General features: G+C 61.2%; 21 protein-coding genes and 1 pseudogene. 3 read left to right on the forward strand and 19 right to left on the reverse strand.

Translation table 11 applies throughout. The annotated features are described in order from the left end of the window. Positions 1-9: 9 nt before the first annotated feature. From KG698_RS13325 to KG698_RS13365, 9 genes are all read right to left on the reverse strand, one after another. A complete protein-coding gene (locus KG698_RS13325) occupies positions 10-774 on the reverse strand; it encodes a TIM barrel protein (protein WP_213686061.1) in 765 nt (254 codons plus the stop codon). Continuing rightward, the gene (locus KG698_RS13330) at positions 771-1,418 is read right to left on the reverse strand and encodes an aldolase (RefSeq protein ID WP_213686062.1); all 648 of its coding nucleotides are present in this window, start codon (positions 1,416-1,418) and stop codon (positions 771-773) included. The genes KG698_RS13325 and KG698_RS13330 overlap by 4 nt, the downstream gene beginning before the upstream one ends. Further along, entirely contained in the window at positions 1,415-2,653 is a 1,239-nt protein-coding gene (otnK, locus tag KG698_RS13335) for a 3-oxo-tetronate kinase (protein ID WP_213686063.1), read from the reverse strand. The genes KG698_RS13330 and otnK overlap by 4 nt, the downstream gene beginning before the upstream one ends. After that, the gene (gene ltnD, locus KG698_RS13340) at positions 2,653-3,537 is read right to left on the reverse strand and encodes an L-threonate dehydrogenase (protein ID WP_213686064.1); all 885 of its coding nucleotides are present in this window, start codon (positions 3,535-3,537) and stop codon (positions 2,653-2,655) included. The genes otnK and ltnD overlap by 1 nt, the downstream gene beginning before the upstream one ends. Beyond that, positions 3,537-4,820, reverse strand: coding sequence for a TRAP transporter large permease (locus KG698_RS13345; protein WP_213686065.1), 1,284 nt, complete (start codon positions 4,818-4,820; stop codon positions 3,537-3,539). The genes ltnD and KG698_RS13345 overlap by 1 nt, the downstream gene beginning before the upstream one ends. Next, complete coding sequence (locus tag KG698_RS13350; RefSeq protein WP_300984011.1) at positions 4,817-5,332, reverse strand: TRAP transporter small permease; 516 nt, start codon at positions 5,330-5,332, stop codon at positions 4,817-4,819. The genes KG698_RS13345 and KG698_RS13350 overlap by 4 nt, the downstream gene beginning before the upstream one ends. 74 nt (positions 5,333-5,406) lie before the next feature. Next, on the reverse strand, positions 5,407-6,339 hold the full coding sequence (locus KG698_RS13355) for a TRAP transporter substrate-binding protein (protein ID WP_300984013.1): 933 nt from the start codon (positions 6,337-6,339) through the stop codon (positions 5,407-5,409). Between the two features lie 93 nt (positions 6,340-6,432). Then, the gene (nanR, locus tag KG698_RS13360; RefSeq protein WP_213686068.1) at positions 6,433-7,236 is read right to left on the reverse strand and encodes a transcriptional regulator NanR; all 804 of its coding nucleotides are present in this window, start codon (positions 7,234-7,236) and stop codon (positions 6,433-6,435) included. A 32-nt stretch (positions 7,237-7,268) separates the two neighbouring features. Then, complete coding sequence (locus KG698_RS13365) at positions 7,269-8,099, reverse strand: phosphogluconate dehydrogenase C-terminal domain-containing protein (RefSeq protein ID WP_213686069.1); 831 nt, start codon at positions 8,097-8,099, stop codon at positions 7,269-7,271. Between the two features lie 124 nt (positions 8,100-8,223). Here KG698_RS13365 and KG698_RS13370 point away from each other — a divergent pair, with 124 nt between their 5' ends. Both KG698_RS13370 and KG698_RS13375 read left to right on the forward strand, forming a co-directional pair. Beyond that, a complete protein-coding gene (locus KG698_RS13370; RefSeq protein ID WP_213686070.1) occupies positions 8,224-9,600 on the forward strand; it encodes a four-carbon acid sugar kinase family protein in 1,377 nt (458 codons plus the stop codon). Then, positions 9,597-10,892, forward strand: a complete 1,296-nt coding sequence (locus KG698_RS13375) for a ribulose-bisphosphate carboxylase large subunit family protein (RefSeq protein WP_213686071.1) — start codon at positions 9,597-9,599, stop codon at positions 10,890-10,892. Before KG698_RS13370 ends, KG698_RS13375 begins: the two co-directional genes overlap by 4 nt. 102 nt (positions 10,893-10,994) lie before the next feature. Here the strand turns inward: KG698_RS13375 and KG698_RS13380 are convergent, their stop codons facing one another. From KG698_RS13380 to KG698_RS13415, 8 genes are all read right to left on the reverse strand, one after another. Further along, complete coding sequence (locus KG698_RS13380; protein ID WP_213686072.1) at positions 10,995-11,843, reverse strand: fumarylacetoacetate hydrolase family protein; 849 nt, start codon at positions 11,841-11,843, stop codon at positions 10,995-10,997. A gap of 15 nt (positions 11,844-11,858) precedes the next feature. After that, complete coding sequence (locus tag KG698_RS13385) at positions 11,859-12,605, reverse strand: SDR family oxidoreductase (protein ID WP_213686073.1); 747 nt, start codon at positions 12,603-12,605, stop codon at positions 11,859-11,861. 29 nt (positions 12,606-12,634) lie between these two features. Next, complete coding sequence (locus KG698_RS13390) at positions 12,635-14,161, reverse strand: UxaA family hydrolase (RefSeq protein ID WP_213686074.1); 1,527 nt, start codon at positions 14,159-14,161, stop codon at positions 12,635-12,637. A gap of 65 nt (positions 14,162-14,226) precedes the next feature. Then, on the reverse strand, positions 14,227-14,967 hold the full coding sequence (locus tag KG698_RS13395; RefSeq protein WP_213686075.1) for an SDR family NAD(P)-dependent oxidoreductase: 741 nt from the start codon (positions 14,965-14,967) through the stop codon (positions 14,227-14,229). A gap of 144 nt (positions 14,968-15,111) precedes the next feature. Then, entirely contained in the window at positions 15,112-16,392 is a 1,281-nt protein-coding gene (locus KG698_RS13400) for a TRAP transporter large permease subunit (protein ID WP_213686076.1), read from the reverse strand. Positions 16,393-16,402: 10 nt separating this feature from the next. Further along, the gene (locus tag KG698_RS13405; protein ID WP_300984018.1) at positions 16,403-17,137 is read right to left on the reverse strand and encodes a TRAP transporter small permease; all 735 of its coding nucleotides are present in this window, start codon (positions 17,135-17,137) and stop codon (positions 16,403-16,405) included. Then, complete coding sequence (locus KG698_RS13410; protein ID WP_213686077.1) at positions 17,076-18,077, reverse strand: sialic acid TRAP transporter substrate-binding protein SiaP; 1,002 nt, start codon at positions 18,075-18,077, stop codon at positions 17,076-17,078. The genes KG698_RS13405 and KG698_RS13410 overlap by 62 nt, the downstream gene beginning before the upstream one ends. 46 nt (positions 18,078-18,123) lie before the next feature. After that, a complete protein-coding gene (locus tag KG698_RS13415; RefSeq protein WP_213686078.1) occupies positions 18,124-19,866 on the reverse strand; it encodes an Ldh family oxidoreductase in 1,743 nt (580 codons plus the stop codon). Positions 19,867-19,887: 21 nt separating this feature from the next. Between KG698_RS13415 and KG698_RS13420 the strand changes: the two genes are divergently transcribed. Next, positions 19,888-20,064 carry a hypothetical protein gene (locus tag KG698_RS13420; RefSeq protein WP_213686079.1) on the forward strand — a complete coding sequence of 59 codons (177 nt, stop codon included), beginning with the start codon at positions 19,888-19,890 and terminating at the stop codon, positions 20,062-20,064. 62 nt (positions 20,065-20,126) lie between these two features. Here KG698_RS13420 and KG698_RS13425 read toward each other — a convergent pair whose 3' ends face one another. Both KG698_RS13425 and KG698_RS13430 read right to left on the reverse strand, forming a co-directional pair. Next, entirely contained in the window at positions 20,127-21,062 is a 936-nt protein-coding gene (locus KG698_RS13425) for a 2-hydroxyacid dehydrogenase (RefSeq protein WP_213686080.1), read from the reverse strand. 301 nt (positions 21,063-21,363) lie between these two features. Then, positions 21,364-21,548, reverse strand: a pseudogene (locus KG698_RS13430) (hypothetical protein); the annotation flags it as partial.

Below are 21,548 nucleotides of genomic sequence, written 5' to 3' on the forward strand. Positions count from 1 at the left end.
TCCCGTGCGCTACCCAAACTCCGCCATCCATCCAAGGCTGTCCTCGGTCTTGCCCGTCGGCCGATATTCCGCCCCAAGGGGTTTATCCCAAGCATGAGCGGCGATCTCGGCAAAGACCGCACGATAATCCAGATCGCCATGATCGGGCGGGCCCCTGTCGGGGACGGCGGCGAACTGGATATGGCCGATGATGGGCCAAAGCGCGCGCAAGCGGGCGATCACATCGCCCTCGGTCCGACCGACATGATAGCAATCGAACATCAGCTTGAGATTGGGCGCGGCGATCTCGGTGATCAGATTGGCGGCCTGCGCGGTGGTGTTCAGAAAATAGCCCGGCGCATCGAACGGGTTGAGCGGCTCGATCAGGATGATCCGCCCCCCCTTTGCCGCCCGCGCACAGGCATAGTGTAGGTTCGCGGCGAACACCGCCCGCGCCTCTGGCCCCTCGGCCTTGCCTGCCATCACATGAACGGCCCCTGCGCCGATCGCATCGGCATAGGTCAGCGCCTCATCGATGGCGGCGCGCGCCTCATCCACCCGGCCGGGAAGGGCCGCCAGCCCATTCTCGCCCGCAGCCACATCGCCGCGCCGGGTGTTGAGCCCCAGCATCGGCAAGCCTGTTTCGGCCAAGGCGGCCGCGACATCATCCGCGGCGATATCATAGGGCCAATGGCACTCGACCGCGTCGAAGCCTGCGGCATGGGCCGCGCGGATCGCATCGGGAAGCGCGCGATCGGTCCATAGAAAGCCGAGATTGGCCGAAAACCGCGTCATCCATCCCACTCCACATCAAAAGTGGTGACGACGGCGCGCAGCTGCTCTGCGTTCAGCATGCGCGCATCGGTGCCGCGCAAGATCAGCGCCAGCCGCGCGGTGGCCTCCAGTTCTTCGATTGCGGTGCAGGCCGCCTCGACATCTTTGCCCGCCACGACCGGGCCGTGATTGGCCAGCATCACGGCACTGCGCTTGCCTGCAAGACCCCGTACCGCCGCGCCCATCGCCGGATCACCCGGCAGGAAAAAGGGCAACAGCTTCACCCGCCCCAACTTCATGATGGCATAAGGCGTGAGCGGCGGCAGGAAATCATCCGCATCCATATCAGGCATCATCGACAGCGCGACGGAATGACAAGAATGAAGATGCACCACAGCACCCGCCGTGCTGCGTGTGTCGTAAAAGGCGCTGTGAAGGGCCATTTCCTTGGTTGGCGGATCGCCCCCGATCAAGCGGCCAGCGGCATCGAACCGGCTGAGCCGCGCAGGGTCAAGCCGCCCGAAACTGGTGCCTGTGGGTGAGACCAAAAGCCCGCCATCCGCGGTCCGGGCCGAGATATTGCCCGTGCTGCCATGGGTCAGCCCCCGGTCGAACAGCGACCGGGCCAGATCACAGATCTGTTCGCGCAGGCGGGTCTCGGTCATGGGTTGGCTTCCAGCATGCGATCGGCTTTCTCAAAGAAATCCTCTGCGCCGAAGTTACCCGATTTCAGCGCGACCACCAGATCGGGTCGCGCGCGCAGCGCAGGCACGCCGGGGTCGATCTCGGGGCCGATTGCAAGGTCTGTCAGCCCCAAGCCTTCGACCACGGCGCCCGAGGTTTCGCCCCCTGCCGTGATCAGCCGCGTGACGCCGCCCGCCACAAGGCGGCGGGCCACCTCGGCAAAGAGCCCCTCGATGGCGGTGGCGGCGGCCTCGCGGCCAAAGCGGTCTTGCACGCGCGCAACCTCGGCCGGGTCGGCCGAGCTATAGGCCAAGGGCAGCCCGTCTTGGGCCAAAAGCCAATCGGCGATCTCGGCGGCGCTGATCCGCCCTTCGATCACATCGGCGGCCACGATCTCGCGCGTGGGGTGCTGGGCGGCGTGATGGGCGACCTGCGCGCGGGTCGCCGTGGAACACGAGCCCGACAGGATCGCGGCGCGGCCCGATTGACCCTGCCATGCCACAGGCGCGGGCGTGCAGCCGAAATTCGCAGGCAGACCCAGCGCCACACCCGATCCGCCGGTGATAAGCGGAAGACCGCGCGCGGCGGCCCCGATGGCCATCAGATCGGCATCGCGGATCGCATCGACCACGATCAGGCGATGACCCGCCGCATGCTGCGCGGCAAGCGCCTGTGCGATCCGCTCTGGTCCGGCGAACACATCCACCGCGGCCACATGGCCAACCGCGTGGCGTGTTTGCGGTGCCAGCCAGCGGCGGATATCGGCGTCAACCATGGGTGTCAGCGGATGGTTCTGCATGCCGCTTTCGTTCAGCAGGCGGTCCATGACGAAAAGATGCCCCTGATAGATCGACCGCCCGGCGCCGGGAAAGGCGGGGCAGACGATCACCTGATGGGCATCCAGCACCTCGGCCAGCGCATCGGCCACGGGGCCGATATTGCCCTCGGGCGTGCTGTCGAAGGTCGAGCAATGTTTGAAAAAGATTTGCTCGCAGCCCTGCGCGCGGAGCCATTCCAGCGCGGCCAAGGATTGGGCGACCGCATCGCCAGGTGGCATCGAACGGGTCTTGAGCGCGACCACCCCGGCATCGACATCAGGTGCGGCCGGACGATCCGGGATGCCGCAGTATTGAACAACGCGCATGCCGCCCTTGGCCAGCGTATTGGCCAGATCACTCGATCCGGTGAAATCATCGCCGATACAGCCCAGGCGCATCACGCCTCTCCGGGCAGGGACAGACCAGCGGCGCGGGCATAGACCTTGGCCACGGCGGCATCATCTTCACGGCCAAGGCCCATCTCGGCTGCGGCAAGATACTGCCCCAACGCTGCCGCCGTGATCGGCGCGGTAAAGCCCGCGTCACGCGCGATATCCAGCACGATGCCCAGATCCTTGGGCCAGATATTGACCTGACTGTGGGGGGTGTAATCGCCCGCCACGATATGGGGCGCGCGGTTTTCCAGCATCCAGCTTGTGCCGGCGCATTGGCTGATGACGCGCAGAAAGCTGTGGGGCGTGATGCCTTGGGTCATGCCGAATGTCATCGCCTCGGCCATCGCGGCGATATGCACACCGGCGAGCAATTGGTTGACCGCCTTCATGGCCGAACCCGCGCCTGCCTGATCGCCCAACTCGAACACCGTCGTGGCCATCGCGTCCAGCGCGGGGCGCGCGGCGGCAAAGGCATCCGCGCTGCCCGAGGCCATGACCGATAGCTTGCCCGCCGCCGCCTTGACCGACCCACCCGAGATCGGTGCATCGAGATAGTGAAGGCCAAGGGCGTGGGCCTCGGCCTCCATCTCGCGGGCAAAGGCGGGGGGGGCGGTGGCGCAGCTAATGATGACGCCACCCGGTGCCAGCCGCTTGGTCAACCCCTCGGGGCCAAAAAGGGCTGTGCGGGTCTGATCGGCATTCAAGACGACCGAGACCGCGATTTGGGCCGTGGGGCTTGTTTGGTCAAGCGCGTGCCCGCCTTCCGCACATAGCGCCGCGACACGCTCGGCTGACGGGTCAAAGCCATGCACAACGATGCCTGCACGCAGGCAAGATAGCGCCATGCCCAACCCCATCGAGCCAAGCCCAGCGAAATGCGCGATCATTATCTGGTCCCCATGATTGTCTGCATCGGCCAAAGTGATACCGCGGGGACATAGGTCACAATCATGAGCGTGGCAAAGACCGTGATGACGAACCACAAAAGCTGTGGAATGATCCGCTCGACCGGTATGCCTGCGACGGAACAGGCCGCGAAAAGATTCACCCCCAAGGGCGGCGTGATCATACCAAGCGCAAGGTTGAGCACCATGATCAGACCGAAATGCACCGGGTCGACGCCATAGGCGATGGCAATCGGCGTCAAGATCGGGGCCAGCACCAAGATCGCCGCCGATGTCTCGATGAACATGCCGACGATTAAAAGAAGGATATTGACCGCCAAAAGGAACATGAAGCGCGTCTCGATCACTTCCCGGATGAGGGCCGCGATGTCATTTGGCAGGCCGGAGCGGGTCACGAGGAAGGAAAACAGCGCCGCGGCCGAGATGATGATCATGATCGCCGAGGTGGCCAGCACGGTCTTCGTCAGCACTTCGGGCAGGTCGCGCGGTTTGAGTTCGCGATAGAAAACCATGCCGACCAATACGGCCACGACCACGGCGGCGGCGCTGGCCTCGGTCGGTGTGAACACGCCTGCATAAATGCCGCCCAAGATCACCACAGGCACCATCAATGCGGGCAAGGCCGCGAAGAATGCAGGACCGATGCTTGGGCGATCATCCCCGTCTTGTGCGCCGATGCCGCGCACCCTGCACAAGATCAGCACCAGCGCCATCAGCGCGGCTGCCACCAACAAACCCGGCCCAAGCCCTGCGAGAAAAAGCTGGCCGATGGATGTATCCGTGGCAACACCATAAAGGATCAGCGGGATCGATGGCGGGATCAAGACGCCCAGTTCCGCCGATGATGCCTGAACAGAGGCGGCCATGGGCTTGGGGTAGCCATGCTTGACCATGGCGGGGATTAAGATCGCGCCGATGGCGAAGGTCGTGGCCACCGATGAGCCCGAGACAGAGGCGAACATCATGCAGGTAAGAACGCAGGTTGCCGCCAACCCCCCTTGAACGCCGCCCACGATCGATTTGGCCAGATCGACCAGACGTTTAGAGATGCCACCCACCGACATCAGATTGCCCGCGAGAATGAACAGCGGGATGGCCATCAGCGGAAAGCTGTCAAGCCCCGTGAACATGCGTTGGGCCACCAATAGCATCGGCAGCCGCCCATGCGCTTCAATACCGATGACCGAGGCCAATCCGATGGCGACGGCAATCGGAATACCCAGCAAGAAAAATATTCCCAATGACAGTGCAAGCGCGGTGTTCATTGCTGCGCCTCCACGCGGATCGCGTCATCGGCATAGGTGCGGGGCCAATCGCCACCTGCTGCGCGTACCATGCAGCCCAGAACGGCGATGATGATGAAGACCGATCCGACAGGAAGCGCGGCATAGACCCATGCGATGGAGATTTGCAGCGCGGCCAATGTCTGGCCGGATACACGCTCGACCATCGCCCAACCCTGCCAAAACAAGATCGCGAAAAACAGCACGGTCATGATCATCGCGAACATGTAGAGCGCCAGCCCCAGCTTGCGTGGCAGTGCAGTCTGGATGAATTCCAGCGCGATCATCGTGCCTTCACGAAAGGCGGGAGCCACGCCAAGAAAGACCGACCACATCATCGCAGAGCGGGTGATGACCTCCGACCATGTCGATGGACGCCCAAAGGCAAAGCGCGTTGTCACCTGGTATATGGCAAGCCCGGCCGCGATCAGCAAAAAGATGATCGCTGCCCATAGCGCGATGCGGGTCGTCATCGCCTCAAAACGCAAGAACATCCGCATGCCCCCTCCGATCAACATGTTGAACCGGCCGGCCCGAGGGCCGACCGGCTTGTGTCAGGATGCCAAGTTCACTGGGCGGCGACGATCCGCTCGATCATCTCACTGCCGAAACGGTCCGTGTAGACCGGCCATGCAGCTTCTGCGGCCAAGGCTTGAAACGGGGCGCGGTCGATCTCGGTGATCACTTCCATCCCGTTTTCACGCATCAGGGCGACGCCTGCGGCTTCCAGACGGTCCACCTCGGCGCGGGTTGCGGCAACGCCAACGCGTGCGGCCTCATAGAACCAGCCCTTCTGCTCATCGGTCAGACCGTCGAAGAGAGCGGGTGAGACCAAGATGATGGCCGGGGAATACACATGCCCGGTCAAGGTCACATATCGTTGCACCTCCCAAAAGCGCGAGGCGGTGATGACGGTGATCGGGTTTTCCTGACCATCCATCACGCCTTGTTGCAGCGCGCCGAAAACCTCCGGGAAAGCCATTGGCGTCGGTGAAGCGCCCATGCCCTGGAACGCGGCCATGTGGACGGCGTTCTCCATTGTGCGCAGTTTGAGCCCTTCAAGATCGGCGGGCGACGTCACGGGACGCTGCGAATTGGTCACATGACGAAACCCGTTTTCCGACCATGCCAAACCGACAAGATTGTTTTGGCCAATGGCTTCCAGCATTTCTTGACCGATCTCACCATCCAAAACGCTACGCGCATGGGCGTAATCGCGGAATAGGAAAGGCAGGTCGAGCGCCAACACCTCGGGCACAAAATTGCCAAGCGGTCCGGTTGACGTGATCGCCATATCAATCGAGCCAATCTGCAAGCCCTCGATCAAATCGCGTTCGCCGCCCAACTGTCCACCCGGCGCTTGTTCTCCCGTAAATGCGCCATTCGACAGTTCGGTCAGTTTTGCCAAAAACGCGTCTGCGCCGACACCGTAGTGCGACGTAGCTGTCGTTGTGGTGGCAACGAGAATATTCTGTTGCGCATAAGCGCCTCCAGACATCATCAGGGCTGCAAAGCCACTCAATACCCAGTGTTTCATTTCTCTCCTCCTCATGTTGGACTTAGGTCTCTTCCATTAACTAAAATCTAAGTCATGTCAGACGTCTAGCGCAGGTTTTTGGTAGCTGTTGATACCTTTCTCCGGCGTCATTTTATATAAAGGCGCTGAGCGGTTCAGATGCGTCAGCATCATGACTTCAGCACCATCTGCATCCCTATCCCCAATAAAGTCTATCAGTCGATTATGTTCGAAAATAGTGGTTTGTTCTTGGCCTGACCAACGCAGCATCGGCTTGTGATGCTCGAAAAGCCAAGCAAGCATGGCCTGCGTTGCGGCATGAATGATCGCGTTCCCGGCAATAGCCGCGATTCGTAAATGAAAAGCGATATCAGCCTTTACGAAATCACGCTCATTATCCCGCTTACTTTGTTGGCTTGCAACAATTGCCCGCAATTCATCGGCGTCTTGCGCCGTGCAGCGCTCGGCGGCCATGCGAACCGTCCCCAATTCGAGAAGTTTCCGCATCTCCTTGAGTTGGTCAAGCGCGGTGGGATCTTTGAGCAGCAGCAGCTTGGCCATGGAATCCATCTGGCGAATTGCCATGCTCGCCGTCAGCTGATTAACACGGCTGCGTTCGCCATGATTAATAGAAATCAAGCCCTTGTTGGCCATGCTCTGCAATGCTTCACGCACGGCGGGGCGCCCCACCTTGAAGCGATCCATCAATGCCCGCTCCGAGGGGACCGAATCACCCGGCAAAAGTTCACCAGTCTCGATCATGTGCCAAAGTTTCTCGAAGACTTGATCGGACAGCTTGTGGCGCACGATCACATCATCGCTACCGCCTTCCCAACCTTGCGAAAGGGCATATGCACGCTGTGTGTCGGCGCTGTCTTGCATCTAGGGCACTCCTGTCGTCCTGACCCTGTTTGTCAGGTGATGCGCTCGATACTGGCACGGATCTCGTCGATTTCGAACACCCGCTTCCAATCCTCTCGCATGAGGACGGGCTTGCCGAATTCAATCGCCTTGTTGGCCGCATCCGAAAAGACGCCATCCACTTCCTCGAAGATCACGGCAGCCAGAATGTTCATGTGCCCAAGCAAGAAATCGCGCGCGGCCGCATGCGGAACACCACGGGCGACGACCTCGTCCATCGCTTCGCGCATCACGACCAAAAGCGAAGCGACCACGGTTTCCGAAAGTCCCGGCTCCAGCAGCACCATACCTTCGAGCGTGACGCGATGCGAACGAACGACCGGCGCATAGATCGCGTTCGCAACTCTTTCGCCCAGCGCGTAATCTTCCTCGGGGCCTTGAACCAAGGCGTTCACCACACCTTGTTTCGCCGCGATCCCGCCGAAATGGTCGCGCTTGGCCGCCATGTCCGTTTCATCGTTGAAGATGGGCGGGTGGCAGGGATGGGTTACGAAATAGGTGATATCATCGCGCACCGGCAAATGGCCCGCATAGGGTGCTGCAGCATCGAGGCAGACAACCATCGCGCCGGGCTGCACCTTGTCGATGATCGTCTTGGTCACGGCGCCGATATGAGTATCTGGCACCGCGAGCACCACGACCTGCGCCTCGGCCAACGCTGCGTCGGCGGTGACGCAATCGGTACCAAAGGCGGCCTTTACACGGGCCTGTCCCTCGGGCGAGATTTCGACTCGCAGAGTTTCGAATTCGTCCGATTTTGCAAGATTGGCGCCCAGTCGCATGCCCATCTTGCCACCGGCCCCAAACAGGGCAAGCTTGATCATCCGCCGTTCCTTTGCTCCCATGGATTCTGCCATGGTCTGGTTTGACAACTGGTATTATGAGGTAGTAATCGCATCAGTGTGTCAAGAAAAACCACAACAAGACGTCCGAAAGGGGAGGGACCGAATGGATACGACCCTGCCCAAGGGTGTCCTGATCGGCTGGTATGGCGACGATTTCACCGGGGCTGCGGCGGTGATGGAAGTCTTGAGCTTTTCTGGCCTTGCCTCTGTCTTATTCCTCGCACCGCCGACACCGGAACAATTGGCGCGGTTTCCCGGCGTGCGTGGCGTCGGAATCGCCTCGACCGCGCGGGCGCAATCCCCGGACTGGATGGACCGCGCATTGCCCGGCGCCTTCGCGGCCTTGCGCGCGCTCGATCCGCAGATTCTGCATTACAAAACCTGTTCCACGCTCGATTCCGCGCCCCATGTCGGCGCAATCGGCCGGGCCACCGAAATCGGGGCGCAGCTTTGCGGCGCGACCCGCGTGCCGGTCTTGATCGCTGCGCCACAGATGCGGCGTTATCAATGCTTCGGCCATTTATTTGCAGGGCTGGAGGAGGGTGTGTTTCGCCTCGACCGACATCCGGTCATGGCACGCCATCCCGTCACGCCCATGTCGGAATCAGATGTGGCGCGGCATATCTCACTGCAATCGGATCGGCTGGATACGGCCTGTATCACGCTGGAGGATTTGGCGCAGGCCGATCTGCGCGGTGCCGCGATGGGGGCAGTCGCAGATGGGCGTCTGCAGATCGTCACATTGGATAGCATCGATGCGGCCAGCGAGGCGCAAGCCGGGCGATTGATCTGGGATGCGCGCGACGAAAACGCCTTTGTCGTCGGCTCGCAAGGCGTGGAATATGCGCTGATCCGCCATTGGCAAGAGCGCGGGGCCTTGGCCCATCACCCTGCACCGCAGGGAATCGGGCGGGCAAAGGCCACGATCATCGTTTCCGGCTCGGTCTCTCCGGTGACGGCTGGACAGATCGCATGGGCCGCCGAGAACGGCTTTGATACTCTCGCATTCGACGCCAGCACCGCCTGTGGCGGCGAGGCGGCGCTCATGGCCGAGATCGCGCGGGTGACACAGGCCGCCCGCAGCAGCCTATTGCGCGGGCGCGATCCGCTGATCCACACGGCGGCGGGACCAGACGATCCCAGCGTCGCACAGTTCCGCAATGCCTGCGCGACAAGCGGCACGGACCCGCATCTTGCCAATGAACGCGTCGGCGAGGCGCTGGGCCGCATGTTGCGCGACTTGTTGGCCGAGGTCGGCCCGGCACGCGCCGTCGTCTCGGGCGGGGATACCTCGGGTCATGCGACACGCCAGCTTGGCATTTATGCGCTGTCGGCGCTTGCCCCCACCATCCCCGGTGCTGCGATCTTTCGGGCCCATGCCAACGGCGCGATGGATGGGCAAGAGCTGGCGCTGAAAGGCGGCCAGATGGGAAGCCGCGATTATTTCGGCTGGATTAGAAATGGAGGAGGCCCCAGATGAGCCAGACCACGACGCCCCGTGTCACGGCGATCTACGATATCCAATCGCACAAGGGCTTGGCCCATGCGGCCGCCGTGCTGGCTGGGGAGCAATCCACGGGCACCTTCGTGCGTCTGGCCAGCGAGACGGATGCCTTGCGCGAGCGCTCGGCCGCGCGGATCGAAGCGATCGAGATCACCGGCACCTCTGACCGGCCCGCCCTGTTCTCGCGCGAGAGCGGCCCGGTCTATGAGCGTGGTCTTGTCACGATCAGTTGGCCGATGGGCAACTTCGGTACGTCCTTGCCCACAATCATGGCCACGATTGCGGGCAATCTGTTCGAGTTGGCCGAAATGTCGGCCGTGCGGCTCGTCGATCTGGCGCTGCCGCCCGCATTCGCCCATGCCCATCCCGGCCCGAAATACGGCGCACCCGGCACACGCGCGGCAATGGGCGGTCATGATGGCCCCGTGATCGGCACCATCATCAAGCCCAGCGTCGGCCTGTCGCCCGCCGAGACCGCCGAGCTGGTCCGACAGCTTGCCGATGCCGGGATCGATTTCATCAAGGATGACGAGCTGCAGGCCAATGGCCCCGACTGCCCCTTGTCGGAGCGCGTGGCACAGGTGATGGCGGTGTTGAACGACCACGCCGAGCGGACCGGCAAGCGCGTCCTTTACGCCTGCAACATCACGGGCGAGATCGACGAGATGCGGCGCACCCTCGATTTGCTGGAAGAGCATCGCGCTGGTTGCGCCATGGTGTGCCTCAAGACCATCGGCCTGCCGGCACTGCGTGTGGTCCGCAACCATACGACCATGCCGATCCATGGTCACCGCGCTGGCTGGGGGCTGTTGTCGCGCTCGGCCGATATCGGGATCGAGTATTCCGTGATGCAAAAGCTGTGGCGTCTGGCAGGGGCGGACCACCTTCATGTCAGCGGCCTTGCCAGCAAGTTCAGCGAAGCCGACATCTCGGTCGCCCGCGCAGCCCGCTCTGTTCAGGCACCTGTCTGCACAGGCGATGCGCCGGCGATGACGGCCATGCCCGTGATATCCTCGGGTCAGACAGTTTGGCATATCGGTCCGACGCGGGCGCTTTTGGGCAATGATGATTTCATCTTCTGTGCCGGTGGCGGATTGTTGAGCCATCCCGACGGGGTAGGGGCGGGCGTGCGGGCCATGCGCCAGTCTGCGCAAGCAGCGCGCGACGGTATTCCACTTTCGGAAATGGCGAAGAACGCTCAGGAACTGGCGCGCGCGATCGCACATTTCCCGCCTGTAAAAGTCGATCCAACGATCTTCAACGATTGAGAAGGTCAGGCCGCTCATTCAAGAGGTGCGCAAAGACTGATCCAGGATCTTTGGTCGGGGCGAAGCGGGGCGCTTTGGTGGAACAGGCGCCCCGCCCCCTGTTCAACCCGCCCAAGCGCGCGTTGTTTGACGCTGCTCGCCCAAGCCTTCGATGCCCAGCTGGATCGTCTGGCCGGGCCGCAGATACACCTCCGGCTTTTGGCCCAACCCGACACCGGGCGGTGTTCCGGTCGAGATGATATCGCCCGGCTGCAAGCTCATGAATTGGCTGAGATAGGACACCACATGGGCAACACCGAAAATCATCGTTGCGGTCGAACCATTTTGATAGCGATGCCCATCCACATCCAGCCACATCTGAAGCGCTTGCGGATCTGCCACCTCATCCCGTGTCACAAGCCATGGACCGATGGGGCCGAAACTGTCGGCGGATTTGCCCTTGGTCCACTGGCCGCCGCGATGGATCTGGAAATCGCGTTCGGACAAATCATTGATAACGCAATACCCGGCGACGTGATCAAGGGCCTCGGCCTCGGTGATGTAGCGTGCCTCGCGCCCGATCACGACGCCCAGTTCCACCTCCCAATCGGTCTTTTCGGACCCTTTGGGAATGATGACATCGTCATTTGGCCCGGTGATGGCCGATGTGGCCTTCATGAACACGATGGGCTCTTCGGGGATGGGTGCGCCCGTTTCGGCGGCGTGATCGGAATAGTTGAGGCCGATGCAGATGAATTTTCCGACCTGACCGACACAAGGGCCCAATCGCGGCGTGCCCTCGACGACCGGCAGGCTTGCCTGGTCGAGCGCGCGCAGCTGGTCGAGTGCTTCATCCGACAGCGCCGCACCGCTGATATCAGCCAAATGGGCCGAAAGGTCGCGGATACGCCCGTCATCGCCGACAATGCCGGGCTTTTCGGCGCCCGGAGCGCCGTAACGTAGCAATTTCATTTCACTTCTCCCAAGTCAGGTGTTGGCCCAGCCGCCATCGATGCCGACGGCTTGTCCGGTCATGAAGCCGCTTTCATCGGAAGCCAGATAGACGGCGAGTGCTGCAATCTCTTCGGGTTGCGCAATGCGCCCCATTGGCTGTCGCGCGACAAAGGCTTTGCGGGCCGCCTCGATTTCTGCCGCGTTTTGTCCCTGCGCTCGGACACGAGCGTGCCATGACGGGCTTTCGACGGTGCCGGGGCAAATCGCGTTGGCGCGGATGCCTTGGGTCACATGATCGGCTGCCAAGGCTTTCATCATGCCGATCACGGCGGCCTTGGTCGCGCCATAGACAAACCTGTTGGGGGCGGCGATGATCGAGGAAGCCACCGAGGCGACAAAGATCACCGACCCGCCCCCGGCGGCGATCATCGCGGGCAGAAACGCGCGCGTCACGGCGTAATTGGCCTTTACGTTCAACGCGAAAGACCAGTCAAAGGCAGGCTCGTCACATTCCAGGATCGTGCCGTGATGCACGAACCCCGCACAGTTGAACAGGATATCCACCCGGCCAATGTCCTTTGCCATGTTCTGAACGGCCTGCCCGTCGGTCACGTCAAGCTGGCAGGCGCGTATCCCTTCGGCGGTCAATTCGGCGACAGCGTCAGCGTCGATATCCGTTGCGATCACTTCGGCGCCCTCAGCGGCAAAGGCGCGCGCCGTCGCCCGCCCGATCCCGGCACCGGCCGCGGTCAGAAAGGCACGTTTTCCCTTTAGTCTCATAGGTGTTTTTCCTTTTTTGTTTCGGGCCATCACATCACCGCGCCAATCTGCCATGGCACGAATTCCGCCCCCCCAAATCCCAGTTCTTCGCTCTTGGTGCGTTCGCCCGATGCGATGCGAATGAGCAGTTCGAACAATTCTTGGCCCTTGGCCTCGACGCTGACCCCTTCCGAGACGATGTCGCCACAGTTGAGGTCCATGTCCTCTGCCATGCGTGCGAACATTTCGGAATTAGTCGCAAGCTTGATGCACGGCGCTGGCTTGTAGCCCGAGACAGAGCCGCGCCCGGTGGTGAAGACGACCAGATTGGCCCCGCTGGCGATCTGTCCCGTCACCGAACACGGATCATAGCCGGGGCTGTCCATATACACGAAGCCGGTAGCGGTAATCGGTTCGGCATATTCATAGACCCCGGCCAAAGGTGCCGTGCCGCCCTTGGCCACCGCGCCCAGAGACTTTTCCAAGATCGTCGTCAGACCGCCCTTTTTGTTGCCGGGCGAAGGGTTGTTATCCATCTCGCCGCCATTGCGCTTGGTATACTCCTCCCACCAACGGATACGGTCGACCAGCTTTTGCCCCACGTCGGCCGAGACCGCCCTGCGCGTCAGCAGATGCTCAGCCCCGTATATTTCCGGCGTTTCCGCCAAGATGGTTGTGCCGCCATGACGCACCAAAAGGTCCGAGGCATGGCCAAGCGCCGGGTTGGCGGTGATCCCCGAATAGCCATCTGACCCGCCGCATTGCAGTGCGACCGTCAAATGCGAAACCGGGGCCGGTGCGCGGGCGGCCTGATTTGCGATCTGAGCCATATCTTTCAGCACGGCCAGCCCGCGGTCGATGGTGCGACGCGTCCCGCCGGTTTGCTGGATCGTCATGTAGCGGAAATTGCCATCGGCCCGCATCCTGCCTTTGCCGACAAGGTCGGGGATCTGCATCACCTCGCACCCCAACCCCACCAAAAGGATACCGCCGAAATTCGGGTTCTGCGCATAGCCCGCGATTGTCCGGAAAAGGGCGGTGTATCCTTCGTTGTCGCCCGACATCCCACATCCGGTGCCATGCACGATTGGAACGACCCCATCCACATTTGGAAAATCCGCAAGCAGACCCGACCGCTCGGCCGCTTCGGCGATGAAGCGCGCGACCGAACCCGAGCAATTCACCGATGTCAGGATGCCCAGATAGTTGCGGGTGCCGACCTTGCCGTCGCTGCGGTGAAAGCCCATGAAACTGCGCTCGCCCGTTGCGACGGGCAGGGGGCTGCAATCAGCGCCAAAGGCGTAGTCCTGACGATGATCGCCCATCCCTAGATTGTGGCTGTGGACATGGCCACCAGCCGCGATCGCAGCCGTCGCCACCCCTATAAGCTGGCCATAGCGGCGCACCGGGTCACCGATCGCCAGATCATTCAAGGCGAGCTTGTGACCGCGCGGAATCTGATCGCGGGTATTTAGCCCGAATTCGGCCAACTGCGCATCCTTACCGATATCCTCAAGCGCGACAGCGAGATTGTCACTGGGGTGAAGCCGGATCACGCGCGGCGGGTTCTTGGTCATTTCTGTCTCCGGTTGAAAGGCAAATTGCGGCGGCTGCGGTCGGCACAGCGCAACATCGGTTGCGCTCAGTACGTTGCGCGTCCTCCAGAAAGATCGAACACGGCCCCCGTGGTGAAACTGTTTTCGCGGCTGGCGATCCAACTGATCATGCCCGCCGCTTCGTCGAGTTCGAGAAAGCGACCGCGCGGAATCTTCGAGAGCATGTAGGCAATGTGATCCTCGCTCATCTGGTCGAATATCCGGGTGCGCGCGGCGGCGGGGGTGACGCAATTCACCGCGATGTCATGATTAGCCAGTTCTTTTCCCAGTGATTTCGTCAAGCCGATGACTGCGGCCTTCGATGCCGAATAGGCCGAGGCGTTGGGGTTCCCGTCCTTGCCGGCGACCGAGGCTATGTTGACGATACGCCCGTAATTTTGGGCTTGCATGCCGGGAACCACGGCCCTGTTGACATGGAAAGTCCCCAAAAGATTGACGGCCTGGATCTCGGCAAAGGCCGCCACATCGTATTCTGCCAAGGGCGCGTTAGGCCCGGCGATGCCAGCGGCATGGATCAGCACATCGATCCGACCACAAGCGCCCAGTGTCTGCGCACAAGCGGCCGATACGCTCTCCCATGACTTCACATCGACACCATAGGCCAACCCGCCGACCCCGAGGTCGGCGGCGGCTTTGCTGGCCAGCGGCAGGTCGATATCCCACAGCACGATCTGCCCGCCAGCTGCGGCGATCCGTTGCGCCACGGCTTGCCCGATCCCCTGCGCACCGCCGGTCACGACCGTGACTTGTCCCTCGAATGTTTTCATCTGCGTTCACCTGTTGGTTGACATGGGCCGGTCAGCCCTTTTTGGATCATCCTCCCAAGCGCGGATGCCGTGCTTGCGTCTTGTTGTCTTGGGCCGATCGCATGGTGGGCCGGGTCCTTGGCGATCGATCCGGCCCGCATTGCCCTAGCGGTAAAGCATGGTCGGCAGCCACATTACGATCTGCGGCACGAAGGTGATCAGCAGCAGCACAAGTGCCAAGGGAATGATGAATGGTGCGGTCCCGACCACGGCGCGCTCGAAGCGTATGTTGGCCACCCGTGCAAGAACGTAAAGCACCATCCCCACAGGTGGCGTGAGCAGGCCGATCATCAGGTTCAGCACCATGATGACGCCGAAATGCACCGGGTCGATCCCCAACTCCATGGCGACGGGCAACAGAACCGGCACCATGATCGTGATTGCGGCCACCGTTTCCATAAAGCAGCCCACGATGAGCAAGATCAGGTTGATCAGCAACAAGATCACCCAAGGCCGATCCGATGCGGCCAAAAGCATCCCCGCCACCAACTCGGGCACACGGTTGGCGGTCAGCACCCATGCAAAGATCGAGGCTGCCCCAACGACCAAAAGCACGACCGCCGTGGTTTCGATCGTGTCGAAGCTGACGCGCAGGAACCTCGGCAGGGTCAAGGTGCGATAGACCACGAGGCCGAGGAAAAGCGCCCAAGCACAGGCCGCCACCGCAGCCTCGGTCGGGGTGAAGGCCCCCGATAGAATGCCGCCGACGATGATCACCGGCGTCAACAGCGACAGAAAGGCCCGGCGGAAAGTGAACCACAGAACAGATAAACGAAATGCCTGATCGCGCGGGTAATTCCGCTTCCACGCGATGTAGGCAACTAGGCCCATCAGCGAAAGCGCCATGATCAGGCCCGGAATGAACCCGGCCGCGAAAAGCTGTCCTATGGAAACCCCCGCGACCACGCCGTAGATCACCATCGGCAAAGACGGCGGAATGATCGGTCCAATGGTCGAGGACGCCGCCGTGATGCCCACCGAGAATTCATCATCGTAACCGGCATCGCGCATGGCCTTGATCTCGATTGCGCCCAACCCGCCGGCATCGGCGACCGCCGCCCCGGACATGCCGGCGAAAATGACCGAAGCTCCGACATTGACATGCCCTAATCCGCCCCGCAGCCAGCCGACCAAGGCTAGCGCGAACTGAAAGATGCGTTGCGTTATCCCAGCCGTGTTCATGAGATTGCCGGCTAGAATAAAGAATGGCACCGCTAACAAAGGAAAACTGTCGACGCCGTTGATCATGCGATGAGCAACCACGAAGGGCGGAACTGTCGAATTGGTGACAATAAACAACAGCGCCGAGCCCGCCAGTGCGATGGCCACCGGCACGCCCAACAACAGCATGATCGCCAAAGAACCGAAAAGAAGAATGACTTCCACGATGTTGCTCCTAGTCCAAACTGACGCTGCGGTGTGACGAAAGATCGGGGTCGATCAGCCGCGAGCTGCCCGTGCGCAGATGTCGCCAAGCATTGATTGCCGCATAAATCGCCATTGCCGCAAAACAGGCCGCACATACTTGATAAACAAGGGATTTTGACACATCGATCGACACCATCATCTGCTGCGTCCGGCCTGACACCTGATAGGAATACCAAGCCATGAGCCCAAAAAAGCCGATGCAGATGGCATCGATCACGCCCTGAGCGATACGTCGCAGCTTGCGCGGCACCCAACGATAAATGAATTCCACGGCGATATGGCTGTGCTTGCGCGTCGCCATGACAGAGCCGGTGAAGGTCACGCCGATCAACAGGAACCGGGCGATTTCTTCTGTCCAACCAAATGAATTGTTCAGAACATACCGTGTGAAGAACTGCAAAAAGACCACAAAGGCCAATACCCAAAAGAACACAAATACGACGCCATCGTCCCAGCGCAGATCCGACAGGCTGATCTCTTCTTCCGCACCCCCATCGGGCACGGTCGGCAGAGCCTTGGGCTCTTTTTGTGTCGCGTACCCATTGTTCGAGTCGGTCATGGTAGCCCCCTGCGGCTGGCGGTCACGATCTGCGACGACCGGGGTGAGACATAGCCCCGGTCGTCGCATCGATGGCGTGGCATTACTGGTTGAGGGACTGCAACCGATCGTAGGTCGCCTGATCCCAGCTGGCCATTTCACCATTGTGCATGACCTTGACCGCTTCGATGAACGGGCCGCGATCGACCTCGTTCACGGTGACGCCCTGATCGCGGAACCACTGGGTCAGCTCGGATTCAAGCTGGATGATCGCATCGGTGGCACAGGTGGCCGTGTCTTCCAGAACCGCCGCCAGCGCGGTTTGGTCTTCGGCGCTCAGGCTTCCCCAAGTCGGGCCGCCAATAATCGTCAACAGCGCATCCGTTATGTGACCCGTCAAGTTGATATTGGTCTGGACTTCGTAAAAGGCCTTGGCCTGAATGGTCGGAAGCGGGTTTTCCTGCGCGTCAACCGTGCCTTGTTGCAGTGCCAGATAGACCTCGGCAAAGGCGATAGGCGTCGGATTGGCCCCGACTGCGCGCGGGAACATCATGTAGAGCGGCGCGTTGGGAACCCGGATCTTGAGCCGCTCCATGTCAGAGGGGCTGGTGATCGGGATATTCGAGGTCACATGCCGCGCGCCATAATAGGTCATTGCAACCACATGGTTGCCGCTGGCTGCCGTGTAGCCGGCGGAAAGTTCATCAAAAAGGTCAGAATTGCGGAACGCATCCCAATGCGCGTAGTCGCGGAACATGTAGGGCGCACCGCCGATCGCGATCGGGCCATAAGCGCGGCCGGCGAAGAGTTGCCCGGTATAGATGATATCGACCGTACCCAAACCGAGGCCTTCGTTGATATCGACCTCGCTGCCAAGTGATGAGGCCGGGAAAACCTCTATCCCGAGGCGATTGTTCGTGGCTGCCTGCAGCGCACCATCGGCTGCAACGGCGCAGGTGTGATAGGCTTCGGACGACTCATAGACATGCGCCCATTTTAGCACGCGATCCGCAGCCAGGGCCGGGCTTGCCAATCCGATCACGGATGTGATTGCCAAGCTGCTGGCCGCCAGTCCGAGGGTCTTTCCAAAGAACCGATTTGTCATTTTCCTTCCTCCCTTTCAGTGATCCAATTCTGCTTCGGGGGCCGTTTCACGACACCGTCTCAAGCGGTCGGATGGATCTCTCCGCCGCAAAACAGTTGAGCGCGTCGACCGAGCCTTGATCGAGGCGAATTCCCTCGGCAGTGCGACGCGCTTGTTCCTCCCATTCGCGATCACCTGCCGCCATGACGCGTTGCCCCTCGGCCGCTCGCGATTGCCGGATATGGCTGATGTAGCGACCGACCACCGCGCGAAAGACCGCGCCACCGCCAAAGGCATCAGGGTCCAGCGCCAGCACGAAGGCCCCCAGATGGCGCGGCGTCTCCATGTCGTCGCCGATCATCGGCGGTAACTCCACGCTCAGCGGAGCATCCGAAAAGGCCGTCGAAAAGATTTCGGCCAAGCCGGCCAAGCCCGCCCCCTTGTAGCCGAACAGCGCGCCACCAAGAGGGGCCAACATCTCGGTTTGGGCGGGATTGGTGACGAAGCGGCCCTCGGTATCGGCGGCAACATCGGGCGGCAAGCTCAGACCCAATGCGCCCGCTAGTTGCACCCGGTTAAACGGGATTGCGCTGGTGGCCATGTCAAAAAGCCACGGCCGCGCGCCATCAGACGGGGCAGCGGCCGCGATGGGATTGGTGCCATGAAATCGCTGCGCCCCGCCTTGAAGGCGAACGAAGCTATCGGAATTGCAAACGGCCAATCCCATCATGCCTTGCTCGGCGATGGCCATTGCATAAGCGCCCGCCGGGCCGAAATGCGATGAATTACGGATCGCGACCGCCCCTATACCATTTTGCCGCGCCAAGGCGATGGCATGGCGCGCCGCTTCATAGCCGCCCACGGCACCATGGGCATCATCGGCATCCAGCACGGCTGCGCCGCCCTTGCCCTGTAACAAGCGCGGCGATGGATTTGGATTTAACCGCCCGCGCGTGAATCCTTCGAGATAGTGGGGCAAAAGGCGATAACCGTGCGAGTCCACACCCAACCCTGAAGCATGCGACAATGCCCCGATGACCGCTTCGATGGTCAGCGCATTAGCCCCAACGTCATCCAGCGCCGTCCGGGCAAAACGCTCGATTTCGGGCAGCATTACCCGTCGGGCGGCGCCCTGTGTCTTGGCGGACGTGTCGTTCGAACCGAAGCGCGCGAGGTAAATGGCCGTCGTTTCGCCGATATGCTTTTGCAAAAGCGCCTTTGCGCCAGCGCTGTCTCCCCTGCGGATCAACTCGACGATTTCAGCATGATCAGCCAATGAAATCGTGTTGAGTTCCGCCTCGCGCGAAAGCCAGTTGCGAAGGGCTTGGATGCGGAATGACAATAACAGGTAGTTTGATCGCAGGTATCCATTGCCGCAAAGATCGAAGATCGCCGTATGGTAGTCGCGGTCGAGCAAACGGTAGCCGGAGGCATCCTCGACATCGAGGGCCGAGCGCATCTTGTCCACGATCATGGCAAGCGTTTCGGCCAAGCTTGTACGATTGCGCGCTATGGCCAGCGTCAGCGCCTCGCGCTCCAGGATCAACCGCAGCTCACCCAATTCGGCGATCGTGCCGCTGCCCATCGAGAATACCTGAGCGGTTCGATCAGGCGGCATTTCCACCAAACCTTCGCTTTCAAGCTGCAGTAGCGCCTCACGGATGGGGCTTTTGCTCATGCCCAAAAGCTCGGACAGCTCGTACTCGGGCAGCTTCCGCCCCATGGGAAAGGTGCCGGAAATGATACGCCCGCGGATCTCCTCTCGGGCGAGGTCCGACAACTTGGCGCGTTCCAGCTTATTTTTTTGCATCCCTGATCCAATTAACTTCACATGGATATTCTGTATATCAATGCCGAACTTGGGGCGAAGGTCAATCATAACTTTGAAGATCGCGAAGTTGCGGAACTTTGCGGCAAGCGGGGTGCGAGTCGATCTCTTGATGACGGCAAGGGGCTGCCGCGCCTGCATGCCGACATGCTTCGCCGCTCGCGATCGTCATGCGAATGAAACCTTTACCCTGGTCTCGGGGGCGGAGCGATTGCGCCGGATCGTGCGCGCGCGCCCCGGCGCTAAGGGACGGGGCTAAGCAATGGCGCGCCCGCAAGGAATGCTGCGATATTGGCGCGCTGAAGACTTGCCATCGCGGCGCGTGTTTGCACCGTCGCACTGCCGATATGCGGTAAAGACAGCACATTCGGAAACGCCAGAAGATCCGCGTTCGCTTGCGGTTCATGCGCGAAAACATCGAGCGCTGCCCCAGCCAGATGCCCCTTTCGCAAGGCCTCGACAAGGGCGTCTTCGTCGAGCACAGATCCGCGTGCGACATTGATGATATATCCGGGGCCAAGGGCCGTAAGCGTGTCATGGTCGATGAGGTTGCGCGTCTGCTCGCCGCCAACGATCGTGATGATGAGGTCGTCGACCTCTTGTGCCATCGCGCGGGGAGTCGCATGCCAGCGTATACCCGAAACGCCCTTCTCTGCGCGGGCGGTATAATGGATCTCGCAGCCGAACGCCGCCAACCTGTCCGCGACGGCACGACCGATTCGGCCCATTCCCACAATACCCACCTTGCGGCCGCTGGCCTTGGTGCCCAAGCCAAGCGGTCGCCCGGCCCCCCAGTCGCCTTGCTGCAGATAGGCGGCGGCATGCATTACACCCCGACAGGCGGCGATCCACATGCACAGGGCCAGATCCGCAACATCATCGTTCAGCACATCGGGCGTTATGGTGATCCTTATGCCACGTGCGCCGGCAGCATCGCCATCTATCGCGTCATGACCGACCCCGTAATTGGCGATCAGTCCAAGGGCAGGCAAGGCATCCATATGAAGCGGGCCAAAGGGATCATGCCCTTTGTAGGCAACGACGCGGATCCCCTTTCTTTGCTCGGGGTCGAGCGCCGCCATGGCAGCGAGATCAGGCAAGACCACGGCCGCGAACTGGCTTTCGAACGCGTCGATCTCCTCCTGCTCATAATGTCCGATGGCAAGGGTGTGGGACATGCGTGAAATCCATCCCTGAAGATTGTGGTCAAGGACCGCCGATGGTCTCGAAAGGCGGCCGCGGCCGATGAACGGGGTTGGCTCAACCTATCAAGATAACTTTGGCCAAGCCAGTCTCTTGGCGCGAGTGCAGGGCGGAAGCCATCTGTGCTGTTCTCCTGAGTGTCGTATCCCACCTAAAGAACTCACAACATTATGATTTGTTGTATAAAATTGTGTTTTTTGTTTGGACCTGTCACGTAATTGTGCCGCCCCCGTTGCGCGTTCAGGCCCGCTTGGATCACGAGAATGCAGACTCGGCCTAGCGTTCGGGTGGGCGCAACTCATAGGCTGACTGCGGGTTCGATTTCAGCGACAATTGCACATGGCGCATGAAGGCGCGCGCAGGGCGCGACATAGGCCTCACCGTCGAGACGGCGAAAGAGACGCGATAGATGAATTCTGGCTCAAAGGGTCGCACGGCGAGTTCCGGGTGCGCTTGGCTAA

The organism is Roseicyclus sp. (assembly GCF_018402035.1).
Taxonomy (GTDB): Bacteria; Pseudomonadota; Alphaproteobacteria; order Rhodobacterales; family Rhodobacteraceae; genus Roseicyclus.

Coding starts and splice junctions, on each gene's coding strand:
- KG698_RS13365 (WP_213686069.1), bottom strand. CDS start 8,099: ATGATCAAGCTTGCCCTGTTTGGGGCCGGTGGCAAGATGGGCATGCGA.
- KG698_RS13350 (WP_300984011.1), bottom strand. CDS start 5,332: ATGTTCTTGCGTTTTGAGGCGATGACGACCCGCATCGCGCTATGGGCA.
- KG698_RS13370 (WP_213686070.1), top strand. CDS start 8,224: ATGGATACGACCCTGCCCAAGGGTGTCCTGATCGGCTGGTATGGCGAC.
- KG698_RS13420 (WP_213686079.1), top strand. CDS start 19,888: ATGGATATTCTGTATATCAATGCCGAACTTGGGGCGAAGGTCAATCAT.
- KG698_RS13345 (WP_213686065.1), bottom strand. CDS start 4,820: ATGAACACCGCGCTTGCACTGTCATTGGGAATATTTTTCTTGCTGGGT.
- KG698_RS13330 (WP_213686062.1), bottom strand. CDS start 1,418: ATGACCGAGACCCGCCTGCGCGAACAGATCTGTGATCTGGCCCGGTCG.
- ltnD (WP_213686064.1), bottom strand. CDS start 3,537: ATGATCGCGCATTTCGCTGGGCTTGGCTCGATGGGGTTGGGCATGGCG.
- otnK (WP_213686063.1), bottom strand. CDS start 2,653: ATGCGCCTGGGCTGTATCGGCGATGATTTCACCGGATCGAGTGATCTG.
- KG698_RS13390 (WP_213686074.1), bottom strand. CDS start 14,161: ATGACCAAGAACCCGCCGCGCGTGATCCGGCTTCACCCCAGTGACAAT.
- KG698_RS13375 (WP_213686071.1), top strand. CDS start 9,597: ATGAGCCAGACCACGACGCCCCGTGTCACGGCGATCTACGATATCCAA.
- KG698_RS13415 (WP_213686078.1), bottom strand. CDS start 19,866: ATGCAAAAAAATAAGCTGGAACGCGCCAAGTTGTCGGACCTCGCCCGA.
- KG698_RS13410 (WP_213686077.1), bottom strand. CDS start 18,077: ATGACAAATCGGTTCTTTGGAAAGACCCTCGGACTGGCGGCCAGCAGC.
- KG698_RS13425 (WP_213686080.1), bottom strand. CDS start 21,062: ATGTCCCACACCCTTGCCATCGGACATTATGAGCAGGAGGAGATCGAC.
- KG698_RS13325 (WP_213686061.1), bottom strand. CDS start 774: ATGACGCGGTTTTCGGCCAATCTCGGCTTTCTATGGACCGATCGCGCG.
- KG698_RS13380 (WP_213686072.1), bottom strand. CDS start 11,843: ATGAAATTGCTACGTTACGGCGCTCCGGGCGCCGAAAAGCCCGGCATT.
- KG698_RS13395 (WP_213686075.1), bottom strand. CDS start 14,967: ATGAAAACATTCGAGGGACAAGTCACGGTCGTGACCGGCGGTGCGCAG.
- KG698_RS13385 (WP_213686073.1), bottom strand. CDS start 12,605: ATGAGACTAAAGGGAAAACGTGCCTTTCTGACCGCGGCCGGTGCCGGG.
- nanR (WP_213686068.1), bottom strand. CDS start 7,236: ATGCAAGACAGCGCCGACACACAGCGTGCATATGCCCTTTCGCAAGGT.
- KG698_RS13355 (WP_300984013.1), bottom strand. CDS start 6,339: ATGATGTCTGGAGGCGCTTATGCGCAACAGAATATTCTCGTTGCCACC.
- KG698_RS13405 (WP_300984018.1), bottom strand. CDS start 17,137: ATGGTGAAATGGCCAGCTGGGATCAGGCGACCTACGATCGGTTGCAGT.